Origin of the sequence: Leclercia tamurae (assembly GCF_025566055.1) — a bacterium.
GTDB classification, from domain to species: domain Bacteria; phylum Pseudomonadota; class Gammaproteobacteria; order Enterobacterales; family Enterobacteriaceae; genus Enterobacter; species Enterobacter tamurae.
Genome location: NZ_JAMHKS010000076.1, coordinates 185,245 through 202,822 on the forward strand (window position 1 = coordinate 185,245; position 17,578 = coordinate 202,822).

Here is a 17,578-nt window from a genome sequence, read left to right on the forward strand (position 1 = left end):
CGACATGGGCGACAGTATTCTTTCTCAGGCGGAAATCGATGCGCTGCTCAACGGCGACAGCGATAAAACCGACGATCCAAAACCGGGCAAACCGGGCGAAAGTGACATTCGTCCCTACGATCCTAATACCCAGCGTCGCGTGGTGCGCGAGCGTCTGCAGGCGCTGGAGATCATCAACGAACGTTTTGCCCGTCAGTTCCGTATGGGGCTGTTTAACCTGCTGCGTCGTAGCCCGGATATCACCGTCGGTGCGATCCGCATTCAGCCGTATCATGAGTTCGCCCGTAACCTGCCGGTGCCGACGAACCTCAACCTGATCCATTTGAAACCGCTGCGCGGCACGGGCCTGTTCGTCTTCTCGCCAAGCCTGGTGTTTATCGCCGTGGATAACCTGTTCGGCGGCGACGGACGTTTCCCGACTAAAGTGGAAGGCCGTGAGTTCACCCATACCGAACAGCGCGTCATCAACCGCATGCTGAAGCTGGCCCTTGAAGGCTACAGCGACGCGTGGAAAGCGATTCACCCGCTGGAAGTGGAGTATGTCCGTTCCGAGATGCAGGTGAAGTTCACCAACATCACCACCTCGCCAAACGACATCGTGGTGAACACCCCGTTCCACGTGGAGATCGGTAACCTGACCGGTGAGTTCAACATCTGTCTGCCGTTCAGCATGATTGAACCGCTGCGCGAAGTGCTGGTGAACCCACCGCTGGAAAACTCCCGTAACGAAGACCAGAACTGGCGCGAGAACCTGGTGCGCCAGGTCCAGCACTCCCAGCTGGAGCTGGTGGCGAACTTTGCCGACGTCCCGCTGCGGTTGTCGCAGATCTTAAAATTAAAACCCGGTGATGTGCTGCCGATCGACAAACCCGATCGCATCATTGCCCATGTGGATGGCGTCCCCGTGCTGACCAGCCAGTATGGCACCGTGAACAATCAATACGCGTTACGCGTTGAGCACCTGATTAACCCGATTTTGAATTCTCTGAATGAGGAACAGCCCAAATGAGTGATATGAACAATCCGTCCGATGACAACAACGGAGCACTGGACGATCTGTGGGCTGAGGCGTTAAACGAACAACAAGCACCGGCCAGCAAAAGCGTGGCCGATGCGGTGTTCCAGCAGCTGGGCGGCGGTGATGTCAGCGGTACGCTGCAGGATATCGATCTGATTATGGATATCCCGGTCAAGCTGACCGTGGAGTTGGGCCGTACCCGGATGACCATCAAAGAGCTGCTGCGCCTGACCCAGGGTTCCGTGGTCGCGCTGGACGGTCTGGCCGGTGAGCCGCTGGATATTCTGATCAACGGCTACCTGATTGCCCAGGGTGAAGTGGTGGTTGTCGCCGATAAGTACGGCGTGCGTATCACCGACATTATCACCCCGTCTGAACGTATGCGTCGTCTGAGCCGTTAATGATGAAAACCCAGGCCATCGTCTCTCAACCCTCTGCAGTGACCGGTTCGCCGCTGCTGCAGGTCAGCGGTGCGCTGCTGGGTATTATTGCCTTTATTTTGATTGTCGCCTGGCTGGCAAAACGCGTTGGCCTGGCGGGTAAAACCGCCGGCGCGCGCGGGCTCAAGCTTGCGGCCAGCACCTCGCTGGGGCCACGCGAGCGTGTGGTGATTATCGAGGTGGAAGATGCCCGGCTGGTGCTGGGTGTCACCGCCTCGCAAATTAACATCCTGCATACCTTACCGCCTGCGCCGGTCTCTGAAGAGACAGGCAAAGAAGTTCCGGCCGATTTCCAGGCCATGATGAAGAGTTTGCTTAAGCGTTCCGGGAGATCGTGATGCGCCCTGTTTTATCCCTTGCGCTTGCAGGCCTTGGCCTGTTTGCTCCCGCCGTGTACGCTCAGTTGCCAGGCATAATCTCCACGCCAATGGCCGGGGGCGGCCAGAGCTGGACCCTGTCGGTTCAGACGCTGGTGTTTATCACCTCGCTGACCTTTATCCCGGCAATCCTGCTGATGATGACCAGCTTCACCCGCATCATCATCGTCTTCGGTCTGCTGCGAAATGCGCTGGGTACCCCTTCGGCGCCGCCGAACCAGGTTCTGCTCGGTCTGTCCCTGTTTTTGACCTTCTTCATCATGTCTCCCGTGATCGACAAGATTTACGTCGATGCTTATCAGCCGTTCAGCGAAGACAAGATCTCGATGCAGGAGGCGATGGAGAAAGGGGCGCAGCCGCTGCGTGAATTTATGCTGCGTCAGACCCGTGAAGCCGACCTGGCGCTGTTTGCCCGTCTGGCCAACGCCGGGCCGATCCAGGGGCCGGAAGCGGTGCCGATGCGCATTCTGCTGCCCGCCTACGTCACCAGCGAGCTGAAAACCGCCTTTCAGATTGGTTTTACGATCTTTATTCCGTTTTTGATTATCGACCTGGTGATCGCCAGCGTGCTGATGGCGTTGGGGATGATGATGGTGCCGCCGGCAACCATTGCCCTGCCCTTCAAGCTGATGCTGTTTGTACTGGTGGATGGCTGGCAGCTGCTGGTCGGCTCGCTGGCGCAAAGTTTCTACAGTTAAGGAGCGCGCAATGACGCCAGAATCGGTCATGATGATGGGCACGGAAGCGATGAAAGTCGCTATCTCCGTTGCCGCTCCCCTGCTGCTGGTGGCCCTGGTCACCGGTCTGATTATCAGTATCCTGCAGGCCGCCACCCAGATTAACGAAATGACCCTGTCATTTATCCCGAAAATTATCGCCGTGTTCGTGGCGATGATTATTGCCGGGCCGTGGATGCTGAACCTGCTGCTGGATTACATGCGTAATCTGTTTACCAACCTGCCGTACATCATCGGTTAAGCCCGGGTATGATCCACTTCACCAGCGATCAATGGCTTGAGTGGCTCGGCCTCTACTTCTGGCCCCTGCTGCGCATTCTGGCCCTGATCTCCACCGCGCCGATCCTCAGTGAGCGGTCGATCCCTAAGCGGGTGAAAATCGGCCTCGGTATTCTTATCACTATTATCGTTGCCCCGACGCTGCCGCCGGTGAACGTGCCGATATTTTCGGGTCCGGCGCTGTGGGTTGGGTTACAGCAGATCCTGATTGGCGTGGCGATCGGCTTTACGATGCAGTTTGCCTTTGCCGCGGTGCGTATGGCCGGGGAGCTGATTGGTTTACAGATGGGTCTGTCGTTCGCCACCTTCTTCGACCCGGGCAGCCGACTCAACATGCCGATCATCGCCCGTATTATCGACCTGCTGGCGATGCTGCTGTTTCTGGCCTTTGATGGTCATCTGTGGCTGATTTCAATGCTGGTGGATACCTTCCACACGCTGCCGATTGGCGGTGAAGCGGTAAACAGTAACGCCTTTATGGCTCTGACCCGTGCCGCCGGGCTGATCTTCCTTAACGGCCTGATGCTGGCGCTGCCGCTGATTACCCTGCTGCTAATCCTCAACCTGTCGCTGGGTTTACTGAACCGTATGGCACCGCAGCTCTCGGTGTTTGTCATTGGTTTCCCGATCACCCTGACCGTCGGCATGGTGCTTATTTCTCTGTTAATGCCTCTTATTGCCCCTTTCTGCGAACGCTTATTCAGTGACGTATTTAATCTGCTGAGCAATATTGTGAGTGAACTGTCAGCGAAATAATAACCCCTGTGTTTTATATTGTTTCTTTGAGGATAATCCTAAAGTCAAAGATAAGGAACATCTACCAGGGTATATCTGGTGCGGCCTGAATGTTTTTACCCTCCTCACAATATTCAACATTTACTTTACTTTAAGAAGTTTCCTGGCAAATTATACGTAACTTTACGGGATAGTGAGTTCGCCTGAAAGTCCTTGTAATGCTCACAGGTAATTATGTTATTCCATCCCGTATGGCGGTTATAGAGCTCTCAGGCAGATGGTAAATTATCGTTATGCATTGAGTGAGGGTATACCATGTCAACGATCATTATGGATTTATGCAGTTACACCCGGCTAGGGTTAACCGGGTATTTGGCCAGCAGAGGGGTAAAGAAAAAAGACATCAACGACGTTCATAACGTTGACGAACTTGCCGCCGCATGTGAGGCCTTGACGCCTGGTGTGGTGTTTATTAATGAGGACTGTTTCATTCACGATCCTGGCAACAGTCAGCAAATAAAGCAGATCATTAATCAGCATCCCGGCACTCTGTTTATTGTATTTATGGCAATTGCCAATCTTCATTTCGACGAATATTTGCGGGTACGTCAGAATCTTCTGATTAGCTCTAAATCCATTAAGCCGGAGTCACTGGATGACCTGGTGGGGGATTATTTAAGCAAAGAGATAAAGAATGTAGCAGAATTTAATTTTCCGACTTTATCATTAAGCCGGACTGAATCAAGTATGCTGCGAATGTGGATGGCCGGACAGGGAACGATTCAAATATCCGATCAGATGAATATCAAGGCCAAGACGGTATCGTCACATAAAGGAAATATTAAAAGGAAGATAAAAACGCATAATAAGCAAGTGATCTATCATGTTGTGCGTCTGACAGATAATGTGACCAACGGAATTTACGTTAACCTGCGTTAATCGCCCCTCCCCTTTTTTATTGCTCCCCGATCTCTGGCTATGCCAGAGATTTTTCCTTTGCGCTATTCGGGTCGGGCCAGCCCGCGCTACCCGACACACGCGTTACTCCTGGCTTTCGACGAAAATGCCGTCAGGGTGACCCGTCTCGTTAAAGAACCAGATCCCGAGCGGGTAATCTTCCAGCGAGACCAGGTACATCGTGCCTTCATTAAACTGCTCAACCGCCAGTACCACACCCGGGCGGCGCGGCCCGCCGTCCGTTTTGACTGTCACCCGATCGTTAACCTTCATAAAATCCTCCTCTGGTTTTGAGCCAGTGTAGAACAAAACGTGAAAACTGGCAGCGTGTTGCCGCGTGACTGACGTTTTTATCGACGGTCTATACTTACAGGTGGACACCGTGAAATGAGGAGTGAGTGATGAAGACCGTCAAAGAGTACAGCGAAACGGCAAAACGGGAAGTTAATGTTGACGTCGATGCCCTGCTCGCCGCAATCAATGAAATCAGCGAGAGTGAGGTAAAACGCATCGAGGATGACCCCGCACGGGTAAGAGTGAATGACCGGGATTACCACACCTGGCGCGAGCTGGCTGAGGCATTTGAGCTCGATATCCATGATTTTAGCGTGACGGAAGTGAATCGCTGAGGCGAAAAAAATCCCGGTCATGGGGTGACCGGGATGAAACTTGCTTATGCAAGAAGCACTTGTAAATTCGTTACACCAGGAAATCTGATGTGGGGTAGACATTATCTGCAAAATTTTTGCAAGACAAGGATATATTTTTCACATGTATAGTTACCAAACGAAATTAAATTTTTAGATATGATTGCCAATGGGCCTGGGACGCGGCCTGAGCGGGATCGGTTCCATAAGTGGAACTTTTCACGCACCACTTTTTTAAGAAAATTCCTATAAACGACCTTTATCCGTTACGGGAGATGCTATGCCTTCACTTGAGGACCCGCTGCTCATCTATAGCGATCTGGATGGCACGCTGCTGGACATTCACACCTACGACTGGCAACCCGCCGCTGGCTGGCTGGAGACCTTACAGGACCATCAAATCCCGATCGTGCTCTGCAGCAGCAAAACCGCGGCGGAGATGCAGGCGATCCAGCGCGATCTCGGCCTGGACGGTCTGCCCTTTATTGCGGAGAACGGCGCGGTGATCCAGCTGGATGTGCGCTGGAACGATCATCCTGACGCCCCTCGGCTGATCAGCGGGGTTCCCCATGCCGATATCGTCCAGGTGATTAACCAGCTGCGTACCGACGCGGGGTACAAGTTCACCACCTTCGATGAGGTGGACGATCGGGTGATTAGCGAGTGGACCGGGCTCAGTCGCGAAAGAGCGGCTCTGGCGCGGCTGCATCAAGCCTCGGTTACGCTGATCTGGCGCGACAGCGACGAGGAAATGGCGGCGTTTGAAACGGCCCTGGAGGCGCTGGGGCTGAAGTTTGTTCAGGGCGCGCGCTTCTGGCATATCCTTGACGTCCGGGGCGGTAAAGACCAGGCCATCAGCTGGCTCAACGAGCAGTACCTGCAGCGCGACGGCATGCTGCCCACTACCTTAGGGCTGGGCGACGGGCCAAACGACGCCCCGCTGCTGGACAGCGTGGACCTGGCGGTGGTGATCAAAGGCATTAACCGCCAGGGCATACAGCTGAAAAACGATGACCCGCAGCGGGTTTACCATACCCAACAGCCCGGCCCTGCGGGCTGGCGTGAAGGGCTGGATCACTTCTTCTCTTCCTGACCAACGACCTGATTGCGTCCTCGCTGCTTCGCCTGATAGAGACGGGCGTCAGCGATGGACTGCAACTGTTCAAAGTCATAATTACCGTTTTCCCGGGCGCTGCTGACGCCGATCGACACGCTGATGCGTGCCGTCTGGCTCTTTTTCACCAGAATTTCGCGGCCGTTAATACGCGCCCGTATCCGCTCAGCAATCTGCATCGCCTCCTCAGGCCCAGCCCCTGGCAGGACCACGCAAAACTCCTCCCCGCCCACGCGCCCGGCGACATCGGCCTCCCGTATCGTACTGGTAATTAACCTGGCCGCATGGGTAAGCACCTTATCGCCCGCCTGGTGGCCGTATCGGTCGTTGATGTTTTTAAAATGGTCGAGATCCATCTGCATCACCGAGAACGGCTGCTGCTGTTGCTCGCATCGCTTCGCCAGCGCTTTTGCCCGCTCAAACAGCGCGCCGCGGTTATTGATCCGCGTGAGGGGATCGTGCCAGGCCTGCCACTGGAGCGAGTGTTGCAGCCGGTACATGTTGCTGACCATCCGGCGGATGACGAACCACGAGACCACCAGCATCCCGGTGAACAGCAGCCAGAGCAGCGTCAGGGCAATGGTAATGCTGCCAAAATCGCCTTGCGCGCCTTCCCTGAAGGTGTGGATGCGCAGCAGGACCCCGTCGAAGTGGTCCAGATGCTGCCAGTTAACGTACCGACTCCCCAGCCGGATCTCCCCTTCGGTATCCTTCTCCATCGCGCTGGCAATCTGCGCGCGTTCGCGCTCATCAAACTGGCTGGCGTTTCTGGCGACGCTATCCGACGTGGCGAGCAGCGTAAAACTGTTGTCGTAGAGCTGGAACTCCCCTTCCCCATTGCCGTCTACCGCATCCTGCAGCAGCTTCTTGATTCCCGGGAGGGTAAAATCAATCGCCAGCACGCCATACCAGTAACGCTGATAGTCGACCGGGACGCTGACCGTAACGACGCGATCCTGTTCAGCCGCCTGCGTAAACCAGCGCACGCTGCGGGCCCGATTATCGCGCTCCGATTGTCGGGTGAACCACGGGTTGATCGCCAGTTGATAGTAACGGGTGGTTATGTCCCGCTCCTCATTGTTGGGTTCGGTCGAGATGTAAAACCCCGCCCGGGAGACGTAAACGATACGCTTTGCGTGCGCAGGAGGGGAATTAATACGCAGCAGATAGCCCATTTCGAAGGCGGCACTCATCTCCTGTTCGAGCCGTTCGTCGTCGCGTATCAGGCTGTTTGTCTGCTCAACAAAGGCATCGGAAACGCCATTCAAGGGTAAGGTGCGCCGCTCGTCGAAGGTCAGTTGCCAGAAGGATTTGGTCCGCAGGTCGCTCACGCGGGAGACGGTATCGTGCAGCACCGCAGAGGCCAGCGGGGTTTCAAGGGCATCCTGCATGCCGTTGCGAAAGAAGAGCAGTTTTTCCACGCTGAACTGCAGCTGGCGATCCAGTGAGTTGACCACGTTCTCAAGATGGGTGTGCTGCGTAGCGGCATAGGCGTCTTCAAGCACCACAGCCCCGCGCCAGGTCAGCAGCGTGGAGAAGATAAGGACGGTAATGAAGCAGATATTGACAACCCGGCCCGGATGAAAACGATGAGATGCCGCAAAAACCTCTTTTCTTACACTATCGTCGGGCTGCACACACACTCCCTGAAAGCCACCTGCGCCATCCGCATGTGCGGGGACGGTAATATTACTGTCTGTTAGCGATTATAGCGCACAAAAACGCCCGGCATTGCCGGGCGTAGCGTGACTCAAGCCTTGTCCTGTCGCCGGATGCCGTCACCAGGCTGAAGCTCATCTTCACGAAATGCTTCCTGCTTGATGCCGTAACCGTCGTACCAGCGACACTCCACCATTCCGCTTGCATAGCCGGTAACGACCATTCGTGGACCGCCGTTTTTTGGCTTAACTTCATCGCTGACCAGAAAGACCATAACCGCCTCCTTTATCAGTGTGAAACTGTATCAATTTAGTCGACAAATAACAGTTATGCCTGGTATAGCTACAAGCTATTAATGTGAACGACCTCGCATTTTTCCGACGAGTTTTACTACAGCGACCACGATAAGGCCAATGATCAACCCGATCACCAGATTCAGTAAGGTAGGTAAAACGGTTGCAATAACAGCAGCTTGTCCTTCGGCAAAGTGTTCAATGGCATGATGCAGCGGCGCGATGCCATGCACCACGATCCCGCCGCCGACCAGGAACATGGCCAGGGTACCAATCACCGACAGGGACTTCATCAGCCAGGGAGCAATCACCAGCAGGGCTTTACCGAACATCTTCGCCAGGGCGCTGGTTTTATCACTCAGCCAATAGCCGACGTCGTCGAGTTTGACGATGACCCCCACCAGGCCGTAGACCCCGATCGTGACCACAATGGCAATCCCGGACAGCACCAGCACCTGGTTCAGCAGCGGCGCATCCGCCACAATGCCCAGGGTGATGGCCACAATTTCAGCCGACAGGATAAAGTCGGTGCGGATCGCGCCCTTTATCTTATCTTTCTCAAAGGTGACGGGATCCTGCGAGGCCAGCGCTTCCAGACGCTGTTGCCGCGCCTCCGGGCTCTCCTTCCCTTTATTTTTACGTGATTCGAGCGAATGCAATATTTTCTCTGCCCCTTCAAAGCAGAGAAACGCCCCGCCTACCATCAACAGCGGCGTGATGGCCCAGGGGATAAAGGCGCTGATCAGCAACGCCAGCGGCACGAGGATCACTTTATTGAGCAATGACCCCTTCGCCACGGCCCAGACCACCGGCAACTCCCGATTGGCGCGCACGCCCGAGACCTGCTGGGCATTGAGGGAGAGATCGTCTCCCAGCACGCCCGCGGTCTTCTTGGCCGCCAGTTTTCCCATCAGCGAAATATCGTCCAGCAAGGTGGCAATATCATCCAGCAGTGTTAATAAGCTACTTCCCGCCAAAATTACGTTCCTTCTTTTTTGTTAATAACCTGAACAGTATGGAGTAAAACCCGCAACCCCGAAACTTTCCCGTTTAAGTCAACAAATAATTCAGAATCACCACAATTAAAGAACTCGCCAGCGTGATAGTTTTCACGTTAACTCTATGCGACCAAATTATTGCATCGTGAGGGAGTATGCGTTTCAGGCAAGTCTTACCATTAGCGGGCGCGCTGTTTGCGCTCTATATCATCTGGGGGTCCACCTACTTCGTGATCCGCATCGGCGTGGAGAGCTGGCCCCCCCTGATGATGGCGGGCGTGCGCTTCCTCTCTGCGGGTGTCCTGCTGCTGGCGTTTTTATTCCTGCGCGGTCACAGGCTGCCGCCGCTGCGCCCGCTGCTCAATGCCGCCTTAATCGGCGTCCTGCTGCTGGCGGTCGGAAATGGCTTTGTCACCGTGGCGGAACACCAGAATGTCCCTTCAGGGATCGCGGCGGTGGTGGTCGCGACCGTTCCCCTGTTCACCCTCTGCTTTAGCCGCCTGTTTGGCATCAAAACGCGCAAGCTGGAGTGGCTGGGGATCGCTATCGGGATGGCGGGCATTATTCTGCTCAACAGTGGCGGTAATCTGAGCGGCAATCCGTGGGGCGCGGTGCTGATCCTGATCGGGTCGATGAGCTGGGCGTTTGGCTCGGTGTACGGCTCACGTATCGAATTACCCACCGGGATGATGGCCGGGGCGATTGAGATGGTCACCGCCGGGATCGTGCTGCTGGTGGCGTCAATGCTCTCTGGCGAAAAGCTGACTACCCTGCCCGACCTGTCCGGCTTCCTGGCGGTGGGTTATCTGGCCATTTTCGGCTCGGTGATTGCGATTAATGCCTATATGTTCCTGATCCGCAATGTCTCTCCGGCAGTCGCCACCAGCTATGCCTATGTTAATCCGGTGGTGGCCGTGCTGCTGGGTACGGGTCTTGGCGGGGAATCGCTTTCCCCGGTTGAGTGGATGGCGCTGGGGATCATCATTATGGCGGTGGTGCTGGTGACGTTAGGCAAGTATCTGTTACCGGCCAAACCGGTGGTTACAACGTGTCAGGCGGAGAAACCTTAAGCGGGCGAATGCCCTGAGTGTCGATCTGGGCGGTCTCTCCGCCGCCGCAGATCCACTCCTCCAGCCGTTCGGTGAGCGCCCTGTCGTCCAGCTTTAACCTGCCGCGCAGCGCGCACTCCCACACCACCAGCACCCGCCAGCCCTGCTGCTGTAGCAAGGCAATATCGCGGTTGTCACGAATAACGTTTTTGCCAATTTTTTCCAGCCAGAAGTCGGTGCGGGTCGCCGGGACCTTAAACAGATAGCAGTCGTGGCGATGCCAGAAACAGCCGTGGGTAAAAATGACGCACTGGTGGCTATCGATCACAAAATCAGGCCGCCCGGCAAGGCTGGCGTCCTGCACGCGGAAGGCAAAACCGACCTCCGTCAGCAGGCCAGCCAGCCGTTTTTCGATGGCCGTATCCCGCGTGCCGATGGCGCGCATGTTTTTACTGCGGGTAGCCTTATTATGGACGTCCGCCATCGACCGTCTCAGCCTTGCGTTGCGCTACCGCCTGCAGAATGCGCGATTCCAGCAGTCGGGCGACGGCAGCAAACGCCGGGACCACCACCGAGTTACCAAACTGACGGTAAGCCTGGGTGTCAGACACCGGGATGCGGAACTGGTAGCCCTGGGGGGTTTCAAAGCCCATCAGACGGGCGCACTCGCGCGGCGTCAGACGGCGAGGACGGTGGCGCTGGTTTTGCGGATCGTCGAAATCCCGCTCACCCAGGGCTTTATCCCAGCCCCGGTCGATGAGGATCTCGGCCCCGTCTTTGTAATAGCGAGCCGAGAGAGTACGGGCGACGCTGTTCGGGTTGGTGGGATCGACCATTCCGAAGCCAAACCCATTGCCCTTCGCCTGATGCTTTTGTGCATAGCGATACAGGTATTTCCACAGCACCGGGGTGAGAATGAATTTTGCGTCCACCACGGGTTCGAGCAGATCGGCAATGGTGGGTCGGCGTGCCGGCCACAGCCCGGGAAGATCGCGCAGCGTGAAGTTGCCCCTCAGGTTGAGATCGCGACGAAAACCTACCAGCACAATGCGCTCGCGGTGCTGGGGCAGGAAGTGTTTCCCATCGACGATCTTCGGATCGTCAGGCCCGCTCTCCGCGGCATCCGCTACGTCATACCCCAGGTCGTCGAGGGTCTGCATGATGATGCGGAAGGTTTTGCCTCCGTCGTGGCTCTTCAGATTCTTGACATTCTCAAGGACGAAGATCGCCGGGCGGCGAGCGTCAATAATGCGCGCCACGTCGAAAAACAGCGTTCCCTGCGTGTCGCAGGCAAAACCGTGCGCGCGGCCAAGAGCGTTCTTCTTTGATACGCCGGCCAGCGAAAACGGCTGACACGGGAAGCCCGCAAGCAGGACGTCATGCGCCGGAATGGCGTTGCGGATGTGCTGCGCCGCCTCGTCGTCCGTCACGCCGCTCTGGTGGCTGAGAGTGACTTCGCGGATGTCATCGTTGAACTGGTGCGCATCCGGATCGCAATACCAGTTGGCCTTGTAGGTGCGCACCGCATGTTTATTCCACTCGCTGGTAAACACGCACTGGCCGCCGATCGCCTCAAAACCATGGCGGATGCCGCCGATCCCGGCGAACAGATCGACAAAGCGGAAAGCATAGTGAGGATGACAGGCCGGAGGGCGCGGGAGCAGGTTTTGCAGCAGGCTATACTCACCGTCGCTGAGGCGATGGCCTGCCCGCTCGCTGGTCACCAGACGCTTGAGGATCGCCGGGCTCCAGTGACTGTCGCCCTGAGTCTTCAGAAGATGAGCCAGCGTTCTGGCATCGTAAATTTCCAGGAGCTGGCTCAATAACGCCTGAACTGAAGCCGTTGATTTCTCTGCCAGCACAAGCGCGGACTCCATCACTGATACATTTTCCTGCATAGATTTAACCGGGCCAAAAGGGACTGAAGAGAGAGTAACACATAAAGGCATCACAGACTGTCGCGGAAACGCTGCAGCACTGCGGCGTCAATACCCTCGTAATCACCGCGTAGCTCGGCACTGAGCCGGGCCATAAACTGAATCAGCACATCGGCACTCTGGCGTGCAAGCTGTCGACCGGCGGCGGTCTGCATCGTCTCAGGCAGGCGCAGGAGTTTGGTCTGGAAATGGTCCAGCGCAAACGCCCGTTCGTTCAGCTCACGCGCATCGGCAAAGGGATCTTCCGGGTCGAAGAGTGGCACCCCCAGCGCGCCGGACACGGCGAAGACGCGCGCCAGACCAATCGCGCCGAGGGCTTCAAGCCGGTCGGCATCCTGCACAATTTTTGCTTCATCGGTAAGCGGCGTAATGCCTGCACTGAAGCTGTGCGCCTCGATGGCATGCTGGATAGCGGCATAGTGATGGGCTGGGAAATCGGCAAAGTCTTCGCGCAGGATGGCCGTGGTTCTCGCGGCGGCCAGCTGCGACGAGCGGCCCCGCTGCGGATGATTTTTTGGCAGGCTGACGATATCGTGAAAATAGCAGGCCGTCAGGATGACCAGCGCCTCAACCGCCCGATCTCTCATCAGCCGTTGTGAGGTGTTCCAGACCCGACGGAAATGAGAAATATCATGGGCGGTATCATCGGTGGCATGATGCGCCTTCAGCCAGCTTTCAAAACGTTGCTGCCATTGCACGAGTTCCATAGTGCTTTCCATAATGTGAAAAGCGGTACAATAGCAATTATTTACTCATCTGACACATCACGGGGCCGGGTGTACCAGGCAATGGCCCCGAGGATCGATCCCACCGCGCCTAACAGCAGGAAACCGCACAGGGCGCTGAGCCATTTGCCCGACGTCGAGCCGGGATCGTCCGCAATCAGCGGCCCCGATACCGAGCCGACCTTACTGACGACCCACAGATAGCGGGCCATTGCCCAGATGAAATAGCCGCAAAAGGCGTAAAATACCCACAGGGCCAGTTTGCCTCCCAGGCTGCGATTGTGTTTTTGTTCCATCTTATGTAGTCCTTTCCTTTTCGCAACAGTATAGCCGTCGCATTCACATCGCCAATCCAAACCGTGAAATAAATCACATTTTTCGATAAAACGCACTCCTCTGGTGCAGATTTTCTGCCGCCAGTTTGCGTTAGGGTGATCTTCCGCAAGATCATATTTAGCACATTTATCATTTAGTCGTATTTATTTGCCTGAAAAATCTTTTACGTGGAGATGGCGGGAGGGACAAAAAGGATTTATTTCACTGTTTTTATCCTGGAGAAGAAATTTTCTCAAACCAGGAACGGTGCAATGATAACGACGTTCTAGGCTTTTTTTATCGTTACACCATTAATAAAGCTTAAATTCCCCCTAATCCTTAGCCCGATACTGTTGTCGGGCTTTTTTTGCCTTCTCCTCATAGAAAAAACATAAATGTAATCAATGACACAACCACTTCAATAAGTTACTGATATAAATATCAATAATTAAAAAACATATAAATCTTGAAATCATAAACATAACATATAATGAAATTATTATTAATATTTTGAAATAATCTAAATGATTTGGTTACATTTATTTTTAAACAGTAAAATCCCGCCCTGAAATAGTATTGACCCGGTAACCCGGAGAGGGTTGCGTATATTCATTAAGAAAATACTTTGAAGGGAATATATAATGAAAAGAAAAGTTTTGGCAGTTCTCGTCCCTGTTATGTTGAGCGCTGGCGCGGTAAATGCGGCTGAAATCTACAACAAGGACGGCAATAAGTTCGATCTGTACGGAAAGATGGTCGGAAAGCGCATCTGGAGCAACACCGACGATAGCAACAGCGAAAACAGTGATGACTCCTACGCGCGTTTCGGCATTAAAGGCGAAACGCAAATCAACAACGATCTGACCGGCTTCGGCCAGTTTGAGTACAACATGGGTGCCAGTGCGCCGGAAGGCGAGCAGGAACAGAGCACCCGTCTGGCATTCGCGGGTCTGAAGTTCGGTGACTTCGGTTCCTTTGACTATGGCCGTAACTACGGCGTGGCCTACGACGCCGGTGCGTACACCGATATGCTGGTGGAATGGGGTGGCGACTCCTGGGTTCATACCGATAACTTTATGACGGGCCGTACTACCGGCGTGGCGACTTATCGCAACACGGACTTCTTCGGCGCGGTTGAAGGCCTGGATTTTGCCATGCAGTATCAGGGTAAAAACCACGATAGCCAGGTGAAAAAAGCCAACGGGGACGGTTACAGCACCTCCCTCGCCTACAACTTCGATGGCTTTGGCTTCGTGGGTGTCTACGGCAAGTCTGACCGCACTAATAAACAGTCTGCTGACGGCTATGGCGATACCGCTGAAGTCTGGTCTCTGGCAGCGAAGTATGATGCCAACAACCTCTACGCAGCGGTGATGTACGGTGAAACCCGCAACATGACCTATGTGAGCAATAAAGGTTTTGCCAACAAAACCCAGAACGTCGAAGCCGTGGTGCAGTATCAGTTTGATTTCGGCCTGCGTCCTTCCCTGGGCTACGTCTACTCCAAAGGCAAAGATCTGGGTGAAAGCAACGGCGTTCGCGGCGTGAATGCCGACCTCGTGAACTATGTTGAACTGGGTACCTGGTACTACTTCAACAAGAACATGAACGTCTACACTGCGTATAAATTCAACCTGCTGGATGATGATGACGCGGCCCGTACCGGCATGCCTGCTGACGACCAGTTTGCACTGGGTATCGTTTACCAGTTCTGATTGTCTGGCAAAACTCTTTTAAGCCCGCTACGAAGCGGGCTTTTTGCTTTTTGACCGCCACCAGATTTACATAGCTTTAACAAATTAGCGCCATCAGCCATAATGCCCGCTTTCTGCCTGTCCTGGAGTTTCAATGCGCGATTTGCCGCCGCTTCCCCCTACGCACAAGCGCCCGATGAAACTGAACACCCTGGTCACGCTGATGGTCTACAGCGTAACGGGCGCAATCCTGCTGGTGATTTTTGTGCTCTATTTTGCGCAAATCACCCGGGCCACGCGGGATGGCGTGCGGGATACCGCCCTGGCGGTTGCCAGAACCCTGGCCGACAGCTCGGAGGTGATCCGCGGCTTATCCTTGCCTCCGGACAGCAACATTATTCAGCCTGTGGCCCTGGCAGTGATGCAGCGTAATAACCTGCTGTTTGCCGTCGTCACCGACATGCGGGGGATCCGCTATTCACATCCCAACGGTGCCCTGCTCGGTAAAACCTTTATTGGAGAGGATCTCCAGCCTGCGCTGAAGGATAAAGAGAACGTTGCCGTCAACCACGGGGTGCTCGACGAGGCGCTGCGGGTGTTTACCCCGGTCTATGATGCTCAGCATCAGCAGATTGGAGTAGTGGCGGTGGGGATCTCCCTGAATAAAGTGGAGCAGCAGATCGCCCGCAACCGCTGGGATGCCATCTGGCTGGTTCTGTTCAGCGCCCTGCTGGGTGCACTCGGCGCCTGGGGCCTGGTGCGGATGCTGAAACGCGTGCTGTTTGGCCTCGAGCCGTATCAGATCTCCGCCCTGCTGGAACAGCGTCAGGCGATGCTGCAGTCCTTGCGCGAGGGGGTGATCGCGGTGGATCAGCAGGGGCGTGTGACGATGATCAACCATGCCGCCCGGCAGATCCTGAATGCCAGTGCCAGTAGCCATGCCCTGCACGAGACGCCGCTGCTGGCGAACCTGCGTGAGGTATTGCAGACCGGGCTGCCGCGTCAGGATCAGGAGATCAACTGCCACGGTCGGCTATTGCTCTGCAACACCCTGCCCGTCAAAAGCGATAATCAGCTGATGGGCGCCATCACCACCTTCCGCGATAAGACCGAGATCAGCCAGCTGCTACAGCGACTGGACGGAATGGTGAGCTATCTGGATGTGCTGCGCAGCCACTCCCATGAGTTTATGAACAAGCTGCATGTGATCCTGGGCCTGCTGCATATGAAGCACTATGCCAAACTGGAAGAGTACGTCCTGATGACCGCTAATGCCTGGCAGATGGATGTCGGCACGCTGCAGCGCAACGTAAAATCGCCGGTGGTGGCGGGGTTTCTGCTGGGCAAGATCAACCGCGCCAGAGAACTGGGGTTTAGCCTGACGCTCTCCGACGCCAGTCAGGTGCCGGATAACCCAAATGAACAGCAGGTGGCGGGGCTGATCACCGTACTCGGTAATCTGATTGAGAATGCGCTGGATGCGATGGCCGCGCAGCCCGAAGGGGAGATCGGCCTGCTGCTGCACTATCAGCAGGGCTGGCTCAGCGCGGAGGTCAGTGACGATGGGCCGGGCATTGCTCCCGACCATCTGCAGGCCATTTTTAACAAAGGGTTTTCCACTAAAGGGGAAAACCGTGGCGTAGGGCTGTTTCTCGCCCGTCAGCATATTGAAAACCTGGGCGGGGAGATCGCCGTCGAATCTGAACCGGGCGTGTTTACCCAGTTTTTTGTTCAGCTTCCCTGGGACAGTGAAAGGAAAAGCGCGTGATACATGTTTTGATTGTCGATGATGATGCCATGGTGGCCGATCTGAACCGCCAGTACGTTAACCGGATGGACGGGTTTTGCTGCTGCGGCGTAACCACCTCGCTGGCGGAGGCCGGGGCCGTGCTGAACGCCCCTGCCCGGCAGGTCGACCTGATCCTGCTGGATGTCTACATGCAGCGCGAAAATGGGCTGAGCCTGCTGCCGGTTATCCGGGCATCCGGGCGCGACACCGATGTCATTATGATCACCTCAGCGTCAGATGCCGCCACCATTCAGACCGCCATGCACTACGGCGTGGTGGACTATCTGATCAAACCGTTTCAGTTTCCGCGCTTCGAAGAGGCGTTAAACGGCTGGCGGGAGAAAAAGGCCCTGATGGCGTCGCAGCAGTATCATGACCAGGCGGATGTCGATCGGCTGTTGCGCGGCGGCGCGCCAGGGCTGGCCGACAGCCGACGTCTGCCAAAAGGGCTGACCCCGCAGACGCTGCGCACGCTGTGCCTGTGGATTGATGCGCATCCGGGAACCGAGTTTTCGACCGACGATCTGGCGCACGCCGTCAATATCTCCCGGGTTTCCTGTCGCAAGTATCTGATTTGGCTGGCTCAGATCAACATTCTGCACACCAGTATTCACTATGGTGCCACCGGTCGGCCCGTGTATCGCTATCGTCTGCGTCCCGAGCAGGTTGCTCTGCTCAGACAATATTGCCACCAGGAGTAACGCCCGCAATACAACCGCTTCGGGTAAACATCCTGATTTACTTCACATATATTGTTTTGCAGCGGTAAAGGGCTGTTACTTCCTTTAACTGGAATGATAATGTACCCGGCGCAC

20 protein-coding genes and 1 pseudogene are annotated in these 17,578 nt (G+C 55.5%); 13 read left to right on the forward strand and 8 right to left on the reverse strand.

Going from position 1 to position 17,578, the window contains the following annotated elements:
* The first annotated feature begins 4 nt into the window (after window positions 1-4).
* The 7 genes and pseudogenes from fliM (at window position 5) to rcsA (ending at window position 4,525) form a co-directional block, all read left to right on the forward strand.
* Window positions 5-1,009 (forward strand): flagellar motor switch protein FliM, encoded by a 1,005-nt coding sequence (fliM, locus tag M8318_RS17080; protein WP_262663655.1) that lies wholly within the window; start codon window positions 5-7, stop codon window positions 1,007-1,009.
* On the forward strand, window positions 1,006-1,419 hold the full coding sequence (fliN, locus tag M8318_RS17085) for a flagellar motor switch protein FliN (protein WP_106993425.1): 414 nt from the start codon (window positions 1,006-1,008) through the stop codon (window positions 1,417-1,419). The genes fliM and fliN overlap by 4 nt, the downstream gene beginning before the upstream one ends.
* A 2-nt stretch (window positions 1,420-1,421) precedes the next feature.
* On the forward strand, window positions 1,422-1,796 hold the full coding sequence (gene fliO, locus M8318_RS17090; RefSeq protein WP_106993426.1) for a flagellar biosynthetic protein FliO: 375 nt from the start codon (window positions 1,422-1,424) through the stop codon (window positions 1,794-1,796).
* The gene (gene fliP / locus M8318_RS17095) at window positions 1,796-2,533 is read left to right on the forward strand and encodes a flagellar type III secretion system pore protein FliP (RefSeq protein ID WP_262663656.1); all 738 of its coding nucleotides are present in this window, start codon (window positions 1,796-1,798) and stop codon (window positions 2,531-2,533) included. The genes fliO and fliP overlap by 1 nt, the downstream gene beginning before the upstream one ends.
* A 10-nt stretch (window positions 2,534-2,543) precedes the next feature.
* Window positions 2,544-2,813 carry a flagellar biosynthesis protein FliQ gene (gene fliQ, locus M8318_RS17100; RefSeq protein WP_106993428.1) on the forward strand — a complete coding sequence of 90 codons (270 nt, stop codon included), beginning with the start codon at window positions 2,544-2,546 and terminating at the stop codon, window positions 2,811-2,813.
* 8 nt (window positions 2,814-2,821) lie between these two features.
* Window positions 2,822-3,614 (forward strand): annotated as a pseudogene (gene fliR, locus M8318_RS17105) (flagellar biosynthetic protein FliR); the annotation flags it as partial.
* Between the two features lie 287 nt (window positions 3,615-3,901).
* Window positions 3,902-4,525: a transcriptional regulator RcsA gene (gene rcsA, locus M8318_RS17110; protein ID WP_106993430.1), complete on the forward strand. Its 624-nt coding sequence runs from the start codon at window positions 3,902-3,904 to the stop codon at window positions 4,523-4,525.
* A 102-nt stretch (window positions 4,526-4,627) separates the two neighbouring features.
* On the opposite strand, the gene dsrB is transcribed toward rcsA, so the two are convergent.
* A complete protein-coding gene (dsrB, locus tag M8318_RS17115) occupies window positions 4,628-4,816 on the reverse strand; it encodes a protein DsrB (RefSeq protein ID WP_207630073.1) in 189 nt (62 codons plus the stop codon).
* Window positions 4,817-4,944: 128 nt separating this feature from the next.
* On the opposite strand from dsrB, the gene yodD reads away from it, so the two are divergent.
* Complete coding sequence (gene yodD / locus M8318_RS17120) at window positions 4,945-5,172, forward strand: YodD family peroxide/acid resistance protein (protein WP_106993432.1); 228 nt, start codon at window positions 4,945-4,947, stop codon at window positions 5,170-5,172.
* 298 nt (window positions 5,173-5,470) lie between these two features.
* Complete coding sequence (locus tag M8318_RS17125) at window positions 5,471-6,283, forward strand: mannosyl-3-phosphoglycerate phosphatase-related protein (RefSeq protein WP_262663657.1); 813 nt, start codon at window positions 5,471-5,473, stop codon at window positions 6,281-6,283.
* Here the strand turns inward: M8318_RS17125 and dgcQ are convergent.
* The 3 genes from dgcQ to M8318_RS17140 all read right to left on the reverse strand — a co-directional run bounded on the left by dgcQ (window position 6,265) and on the right by M8318_RS17140 (window position 9,233).
* Window positions 6,265-7,941 carry a cellulose biosynthesis regulator diguanylate cyclase DgcQ gene (dgcQ, locus tag M8318_RS17130; RefSeq protein ID WP_262663658.1) on the reverse strand — a complete coding sequence of 559 codons (1,677 nt, stop codon included), beginning with the start codon at window positions 7,939-7,941 and terminating at the stop codon, window positions 6,265-6,267. The two genes, M8318_RS17125 and dgcQ, sit on opposite strands and share 19 nt — an antisense overlap.
* A gap of 113 nt (window positions 7,942-8,054) precedes the next feature.
* On the reverse strand, window positions 8,055-8,237 hold the full coding sequence (locus M8318_RS17135; RefSeq protein WP_262663659.1) for a YodC family protein: 183 nt from the start codon (window positions 8,235-8,237) through the stop codon (window positions 8,055-8,057).
* Window positions 8,238-8,315: 78 nt separating this feature from the next.
* Window positions 8,316-9,233 (reverse strand): DUF808 domain-containing protein, encoded by a 918-nt coding sequence (locus tag M8318_RS17140; RefSeq protein WP_262663660.1) that lies wholly within the window; start codon window positions 9,231-9,233, stop codon window positions 8,316-8,318.
* A 176-nt stretch (window positions 9,234-9,409) separates the two neighbouring features.
* On the opposite strand from M8318_RS17140, the gene yedA reads away from it, so the two are divergent.
* Window positions 9,410-10,324 carry a drug/metabolite exporter YedA gene (gene yedA / locus M8318_RS17145; RefSeq protein WP_262663661.1) on the forward strand — a complete coding sequence of 305 codons (915 nt, stop codon included), beginning with the start codon at window positions 9,410-9,412 and terminating at the stop codon, window positions 10,322-10,324.
* Here the strand turns inward: yedA and M8318_RS17150 are convergent.
* The 4 genes from M8318_RS17150 to drpB are packed head-to-tail and all read right to left on the reverse strand — an operon-like array spanning window position 10,296 to window position 13,261.
* Window positions 10,296-10,787 carry a very short patch repair endonuclease gene (locus M8318_RS17150; protein WP_262663662.1) on the reverse strand — a complete coding sequence of 164 codons (492 nt, stop codon included), beginning with the start codon at window positions 10,785-10,787 and terminating at the stop codon, window positions 10,296-10,298. The two genes, yedA and M8318_RS17150, sit on opposite strands and share 29 nt — an antisense overlap.
* A complete protein-coding gene (locus tag M8318_RS17155; protein WP_262663663.1) occupies window positions 10,771-12,201 on the reverse strand; it encodes a DNA cytosine methyltransferase in 1,431 nt (476 codons plus the stop codon). The genes M8318_RS17150 and M8318_RS17155 overlap by 17 nt, the downstream gene beginning before the upstream one ends.
* A 50-nt stretch (window positions 12,202-12,251) precedes the next feature.
* Window positions 12,252-12,947 carry a phosphohydrolase gene (locus M8318_RS17160; RefSeq protein ID WP_262663664.1) on the reverse strand — a complete coding sequence of 232 codons (696 nt, stop codon included), beginning with the start codon at window positions 12,945-12,947 and terminating at the stop codon, window positions 12,252-12,254.
* 41 nt (window positions 12,948-12,988) lie between these two features.
* Entirely contained in the window at window positions 12,989-13,261 is a 273-nt protein-coding gene (drpB, locus tag M8318_RS17165) for a cell division protein DrpB (protein ID WP_262663665.1), read from the reverse strand.
* A gap of 660 nt (window positions 13,262-13,921) precedes the next feature.
* Here drpB and M8318_RS17170 point away from each other — a divergent pair.
* The 3 genes from M8318_RS17170 (at window position 13,922) to dcuR (ending at window position 17,464) form a co-directional block, all read left to right on the forward strand.
* Window positions 13,922-14,995, forward strand: a complete 1,074-nt coding sequence (locus M8318_RS17170) for a porin (RefSeq protein ID WP_262663666.1) — start codon at window positions 13,922-13,924, stop codon at window positions 14,993-14,995.
* A 133-nt stretch (window positions 14,996-15,128) separates the two neighbouring features.
* A complete protein-coding gene (locus tag M8318_RS17175) occupies window positions 15,129-16,742 on the forward strand; it encodes a sensor histidine kinase (protein ID WP_262663667.1) in 1,614 nt (537 codons plus the stop codon).
* On the forward strand, window positions 16,739-17,464 hold the full coding sequence (gene dcuR / locus M8318_RS17180; RefSeq protein ID WP_262663668.1) for a two-component system response regulator DcuR: 726 nt from the start codon (window positions 16,739-16,741) through the stop codon (window positions 17,462-17,464). The genes M8318_RS17175 and dcuR overlap by 4 nt, the downstream gene beginning before the upstream one ends.
* Window positions 17,465-17,578: the final 114 nt, after the last annotated feature.